Consider the following 6,234-nt stretch of genomic DNA (forward strand, 5'->3'; position numbering starts at 1 on the left):
TCAGACGGGGTCGCGCAGGGTCTCGGCGAGGGGGTCGTCGGTGTCGGCCTGGCCCGGAACGAAGACGTAGCGCCGGTAGCTCCAGAAGCGGAACGCGGTGGCCAGACCCAGGCCGATGACGTTGGCCGAGATGTTGTCCGCGAGGGGGGAGGTGAGCCCGAGGCCGTAGTGCGTGAGCGCCAGCACGCTCAAGGTGATGGCTAGGCCGATCGCGTTGAGCACGAAGAAGATGGCGTACTCGCGCGCCGGGCTGCCCTTGGGCCGCGCGCCGTAGGTCCAGAACCGGTTGCCGACGTAGGCCACCACCGTCGCGACGACGGTAGAGATGGCCTTCGCGGTCAACGGCTTCTCGTGCAGGACGCCGTCGCCACCGCCGTAGCGGAGCAGGTTGAACAGGCCGACGTCGACGAGGTAGGCGAGGCCGCCCACCGTGAGGAACCGGACCAGCTCCGGGCTCAGCCGTCGGACGGCCTGAGTCAAGGCGGTCACCCCTGGAGGATAGCCGGGCCGCCTGAGAGGTCCCTGCACGCCAGACGTGACACCATGACGTCAGGACGGAAGCCCGACTGTCACGTCGACAACGGGGTGCCCGCCGAAGGAGGGACCGTGGTCGACATCGGCCTGGACGAGGAGCACGTCGCCCTGCGCGAGTCGGTACGCGCGTTCGCGACGGAGGTCGTGGCGCCGCAGGTCGCCGGCTGGTACGAGAAGGGGACCTTCCCCGTCGACGCCGTACGTCAGATGGGCCGCATGGGCCTGTTCGGGCTCTCGCTCCCCGAGGACGTGGGCGGGATGGGCGGTGGGCTGCTGGCGCTCGGGGTCGCCATCGAGGAGCTGGCCCGGGTCGACTCCTCCCTCGCCATCACCCTCGAGGCCGGTGTCTCCCTGGGCGCGATGCCCATCCACCGCTTCGGCTCCCCCGAGCTCAAGCGGGCCTGGCTGCCCCGGCTGGCCAGCGGCGAGGTGCTCGGGGCCTTCGGGCTCACCGAGGCGGCCGGCGGCACCGACGCCGGGGCCACGCGCACCACGGCCCGACTCGAGGGTGGGGAGTGGGTCCTCAACGGAAGCAAGGCGTTCATCACCAACAGCGGGACCGAGCTCACCGCGTTCGTCATCGTCACTGCGGTGACCGGCACGCGTCCGGACGGGCGTCCCGAGATCTCCTCGATCCTCGTCCCGCAGGGCACGCCGGGCTTCACGGTCGGGCCGTCCTATGACAAGGTCGGCTGGCGCTGCTCGGACACCCACGAGCTCGCCTTCGAGGACTGCCGGGTGCCGGCCGAGCACCTCGTCGGGCAGCGCGGGCGCGGCTTCGCGCAGTTCCTCGAGATCCTCGACGGCGGCCGGGTGGCGATCGCGGCACTGGCGACCGGGCTCGCCCAGGGATGCGTGGACGAGAGCACGCGTTACGCCGTCCAGCGCGAGGCCTTCGGCCGCCCGATCGGCGCCAACCAGGCGGTCGCCTTCCAGGTGGCCGACCTCGATGCCCGTGCCCACACCGCGCGGCTCGCCTGGTGGCACGCAGCGGGGCTGGCCGACTCCGGGCGGCCGTACCGGCGGGAGGCGGCCATCGCCAAGCTGGTCGCCTCCGAGGCGGCGATGGACAACGCGCGCTGGGCGGTCCAGGTGCACGGCGGCTACGGCTACACCAACGAGTCGGCGGTCGGCCGCTTCTACCGGGACGCGAAGATCCTCGAGATCGGCGAGGGTACGTCCGAGGTGCAGCGCCTGCTCATCGCGAGGGACCTCGGCCTGCCCGTCTGAGCCCGGGCAGCATGCCTGTCCACCCGCGAGTCCGAGGCCTTCGTCGGTCTTGTTCCTGCGCAGGGTGGCCCCGCTGTCGAGGGGCACTCGCGGGGGGCACTGAGCGCGCTCCGCGTTGCGCTGGCTACGCTCGCGGCTCGTGAGCCTCGCCGGAGCCCCTGTCGTGGGCATGGTGGGCGGCGGCCAGCTCGCCCGGATGACCCACCAGGCCGGCATCTCCCTCGGTGTGCGTTTCCGCCTGCTCTCGGAGGCTGCCGACTCCGCGGCCGCCCAGGTCGTCTCGGACGTGACCGTCGGTGACGTGGACGACCTGGACACCCTGCGCGCCTTCGCAGAGGGATGCGACGTCGTCACGTTCGACCACGAGCAGGTGCCGACGCGCCACCTTCGCGTGCTGGAGGCCCAGGGGTACGTCGTCCGCCCCGGCCCGGCCGCGCTCGAGCACGCGCAGGACAAGATCCTCATGCGCGAACGGCTCTCCGCGGACGGCGTACCTGTCCCCACGTGGGCCCCGGTCGCGACCCTGGCCGAGCTCGAGGAGTTCGCGGAGGAGCATGGCTGGCCGGTGGTGCTGAAGACCGCACGCGGCGGCTACGACGGCAAGGGCGTCCACGTCGTCGACTCCCTCGACCAGGCCTCGGGGGTGCTCGCGTCGTCGCGAGCCACCGGGGTACGGCTGCTCGCCGAACAGCACGTGCCGTACACGCGCGAGCTCGCCGCCCTGGTCGCTCGATCCCCGAGTGGCCAGGCCGTCGCCTATCCCGTGGTCGAGACGCTGCAGATCCGCGGCGTGTGCCGGGAGGTGGTGGCCCCGGCCCCCGGCCTGTCCGCCGAGCACGCGGCCCTCGCGCAGCAGGTGGCCCTCGAGGTCGCCGGGGTGCTCGGCGTCGTCGGTCTCATGGCGGTGGAGATGTTCGAGACCGTCGGCGGCGTCCTGGTCAACGAGCTCGCGATGCGTCCGCACAACAGTGGGCACTGGACGATCGACGGCTCGGTCACCTCGCAGTTCGAGCAGCACCTGCGGGCGGTGCTGGACTACCCGCTCGGCTCCCCGGCGGCGCTCGCCCCGCACACGGTCATGGTCAACGTCCTCGGCGGCGACCTGCCGGACCTGCACGGCGGCTTCCGGCACGTGCTGGCCCGCGACCCCGGGCTGCACGTCCACGTGTACGGCAAGCAGGTGCGCGCGGGCCGTAAGGTCGGCCACGTGACCGTGACGGGCGCGGACCTCGGCGACCTGCTGGAGCGGGGCCGCCACGCGGCGGCGTACCTGCGCGGTGACGTGGATGAGTGAGGCGGCGGACCCCCTCGTCGGGGTGGTGATGGGGTCGGACTCCGACTGGCCGGTGCTCCAGGCCGCGGCCGAGGTCCTCGCAGACTTCGACGTCGCCTTCGAGGTGGACGTGGTCTCCGCGCACCGCATGCCGCGCGAGATGGTGGCCTACGCCGAGTCGGCAGCCGGCCGCGGGCTGCGCGTGATCATCGCCGGGGCCGGCGGCGCCGCCCACCTCCCGGGGATGCTCGCGTCGGTGACGCCGCTGCCCGTGGTCGGCGTACCGGTCCCGCTGGAGCAGCTCTCCGGGCTGGACTCGCTGCTGTCCATCGTGCAGATGCCGGCCGGCGTGCCGGTCGCGACGGTCTCCATCGGCGGCGCGCGCAACGCCGGGCTGCTCGCCGTACGGATCCTCGCCGTCTCCGACGCGCGCCTTCGCGAGCGGATGATCGGGTTCCAGGCGGAGCTCAACGCGACGGCCAAGGCGAAGGGCCAAGCCCTGCGCCGCCGGCGGGAGACGCCCACCGGCTTCAGCGCCTAGCTCGCCTCTTCCCCGCAAGAGCGGGTGGACGGTCAGGGGCGCCCGAGGCCCCGGTACGTCCAGCCGGCGGCGCGCCACGCCGATGCGTCGAGGATGTTGCGGGCGTCGATGACGCTGCGCTCGGCCACCACCTCGCCCAGCTCGGCCGGGTCGAGCTCGCGGAACTCGCGCCATTCGGTGAGGTGGAGAACCAGGTCGGCCGACTTCGCGGCGTCCACGACGCTGTCGGCGTAGGTCAGCGTCGGGAACAGGCGCCTCGCGTTGTCCATCGCCTTGGGGTCGTACACCGACACCTGGGCGCCCTGCAGCTGCAGCTGGCCGGCGACGTTGAGGGCGGGGGAGTCGCGGATGTCGTCGGAGTCGGGCTTGAACGCCGCCCCCAGCACCGCCACCCGACGGCCTAGCACGGAACCACCGCACGCCTCGCGTGCCAGGCTCACGACGCGCTCGCGCTGCCGCATGTTGATGGCGTCCACCTCGCGCAGGAACGTGAGGTCGGCACCCAGCTCGCCGGCCCTGGCCATGAAGGCGCGGATGTCCTTGGGCAGGCACCCGCCGCCGAAGCCGAGACCGGCGTTGAGGAACTTGCGCCCGATCCGTACGTCGTGGCCGATCGCGTCAGCGAGCGTCGTCACGTCCGCCCCAACGGTCTCGCAGACCTCCGAGATGGCGTTGATGAAGGAGATCTTGGTGGCGAGGAAGGCATTCGCGGACACCTTCACCAGCTCGGCCGTGGCCAGGTCGGTGACGATGAGCGGCGTGCCGGCCTCCAGCATCGGCCGGTAGACCTCGCGCAGGAGCTGCTCGGCGCGGGCGGTGTCGTGAGCCGGCTCGAGGCCGAGCACCAGCCGGTCAGGGTGCAGGGTGTCCTCGACGGCGAAGCCCTCACGCAGGAACTCGGGGTTCCAGACCAGGGCGACGTCCTCGCCGGCCGGAGCCAGCAGCCGCAGCTTCGCGGCGAGCCGGGCGGCCGTGCCCACCGGGACCGTCGACTTGCCGGCGACGACGCTCGGCCGCGTGAGCAGTGGCGCGAGGCTCTCGACCACCGCGTCGAGCGCCGAGACGTCGGCGGCGTACTCGCCCTTCTTCTGCGGGGTTCCGACGCCGATGAAGTGGACGTCGCCGAAGTCGGCCGCCTCCGCGTAGCTCGTCGTGAACCGCAGCCGCCCCGACTCGATGTTGCGCTCGAGGATCTCGTCCAGCCCAGGCTCGAAGAATGGCACCCGCCCCTCGGAGAGGGCCTCGATCTTCGCCGGGTCGACGTCGACGCCCAGGACCTCGTACCCGAGCTCGGCCATGCAGGCGGCGTGGGTCGCTCCGAGATAGCCGGTGCCGAACACGGTGATGCGCAACGTCATGCGCACAGGTTACGTGGGGGCCGTGCACGCACTGTTACTCCGGGCGGGTCAGCGCCCGGCAGGGGTGATGGGCCGATCGGGTGAACCAGTCACGGATCGCCGGCCGCGGGGTCACCGGTCGTCGCCGCTTCGGCTGATGTGACACCCTTGGAGCAGAATCACCCCAGATCGGTCACAAGCGAGGGCGGAACCATGGCTTCAGACGACCCGATGTTCGCCACCTCGGAGGAGCACGAGATGCTTCGCGAGGCCGTCCGCTCGCTCGCCGACGACAAGATCGCCCCGCGTGCCGCGGAGGTCGACGAGACCGGCGAGTTCCCCTGGGACGTCTACTCGGCGCTGGTCTCCGCCGGCTTCCACGCGGTGCACGTCCCCGAGGAGTACGGCGGCCAGGGCGCGGACGCCGTCGCGACCGCGATCGTCATCGAGGAAGTCGCCCGCGCCTGCGTGTCGTCCTCGCTGATCCCTGCGGTCAACAAGCTCGGCACGATGGGCATGCTCCTGGCCGGCGGCCCCGAGGTGTGCCAGCGCTACCTGCCGGAGGTGGCCTCGGGGGAGGCGATGTTCTCCTACGCCCTGTCGGAGCCTGGCGCAGGCAGCGACGCCGCCTCCATCACGACCCGCGCCGTCCGTGACGGTGACGGGTGGCGGCTCACGGGCGCCAAGCGCTGGATCACCAACGCGGGCGTGTCGACGTACTACACGGTCATGGCCGTCACCGACCCCGATGCGGGGACTCGGGGCATCTCGATGTTCGTCGTGCACGCCGAGGACGAGGGCTTCAGCCTCGGTGCCCCCGAACGCAAGATGGGCATCAAGGGCTCGCCGACCCGCGAGCTGTACTTCGACGGGGTGCGTCTCGGCGAGGACCGTCTCATCGGGGCCCCGGGCACTGGGTTCTCCACCGCGCTGCGCACCCTCGACCACACCCGTCCCACCATCGCGGCGCAAGCGGTGGGGGTGGCGCAGGGGGCGCTGGACTTCGCCGTCGGCTACGTCAAGGAGCGCAAGCAGTTCGGCCGCCCCGTCGCGGACTTCCAGGGCCTGCAGTTCATGCTCGCTGACATGGGCATGGCGCTGGAGGCCGCACGGCTGATGACGTACGCCGCCGCCGCGAAGGCCGAGCGCGGTGACGCGGACGCGACGTACCTCTCCGCCGCCGCGAAGACCTTCGCCTCGGACACCGCTATGAGGGTGACGACGGATGCGGTGCAGCTCCTCGGTGGGTACGGCTACGTCAAGGACTACCCCGTCGAGCGGATGATGCGCGACGCGAAGATCACCCAGATCTACGAGGG

At 71.9% G+C, this 6,234-nt stretch carries 6 protein-coding genes; 4 read left to right on the forward strand and 2 right to left on the reverse strand.

Annotated features, from left to right (window positions below; translation table 11 throughout):
* On the reverse strand, nucleotides 1-489 hold the full coding sequence (locus VMI11_00460; GenBank protein HTY70876.1) for a GtrA family protein: 489 nt from the start codon (nucleotides 487-489) through the stop codon (nucleotides 1-3).
* A 117-nt stretch (nucleotides 490-606) separates the two neighbouring features.
* Here VMI11_00460 and VMI11_00465 point away from each other — a divergent pair, with 117 nt between their 5' ends.
* The 3 genes from VMI11_00465 to purE all read left to right on the forward strand — a co-directional run bounded on the left by VMI11_00465 (nucleotide 607) and on the right by purE (nucleotide 3,578).
* A complete protein-coding gene (locus VMI11_00465; GenBank protein ID HTY70877.1) occupies nucleotides 607-1,764 on the forward strand; it encodes an acyl-CoA dehydrogenase family protein in 1,158 nt (385 codons plus the stop codon).
* A gap of 139 nt (nucleotides 1,765-1,903) precedes the next feature.
* Nucleotides 1,904-3,058: a 5-(carboxyamino)imidazole ribonucleotide synthase gene (locus VMI11_00470; GenBank protein HTY70878.1), complete on the forward strand. Its 1,155-nt coding sequence runs from the start codon at nucleotides 1,904-1,906 to the stop codon at nucleotides 3,056-3,058.
* Nucleotides 3,051-3,578, forward strand: a complete 528-nt coding sequence (gene purE, locus VMI11_00475) for a 5-(carboxyamino)imidazole ribonucleotide mutase (GenBank protein HTY70879.1) — start codon at nucleotides 3,051-3,053, stop codon at nucleotides 3,576-3,578. The genes VMI11_00470 and purE overlap by 8 nt, the downstream gene beginning before the upstream one ends.
* Nucleotides 3,579-3,610: 32 nt before the next feature.
* Here the strand turns inward: purE and VMI11_00480 are convergent, their stop codons facing one another.
* Entirely contained in the window at nucleotides 3,611-4,936 is a 1,326-nt protein-coding gene (locus VMI11_00480) for a UDP-glucose/GDP-mannose dehydrogenase family protein (GenBank protein ID HTY70880.1), read from the reverse strand.
* Nucleotides 4,937-5,128: 192 nt separating this feature from the next.
* Here VMI11_00480 and VMI11_00485 point away from each other — a divergent pair.
* The coding region (locus VMI11_00485) for an acyl-CoA dehydrogenase family protein (protein HTY70881.1) at nucleotides 5,129-6,234 on the forward strand (1,106 nt) is incomplete at its 3' end.

This window comes from Actinomycetes bacterium (assembly GCA_035506535.1).
In the GTDB taxonomy this organism is placed as follows: Bacteria; Actinomycetota; Actinomycetes; order DATJPE01; family DATJPE01; genus DATJPE01.

Excerpts from the sequence above, each read along its gene's own strand:
- purE (HTY70879.1), top strand. The coding sequence starts at position 3,051 with ATGAGTGAGGCGGCGGACCCCCTCGTCGGGGTGGTGATGGGGTCGGAC.
- VMI11_00480 (HTY70880.1), bottom strand. The coding sequence starts at position 4,936 with ATGACGTTGCGCATCACCGTGTTCGGCACCGGCTATCTCGGAGCGACC.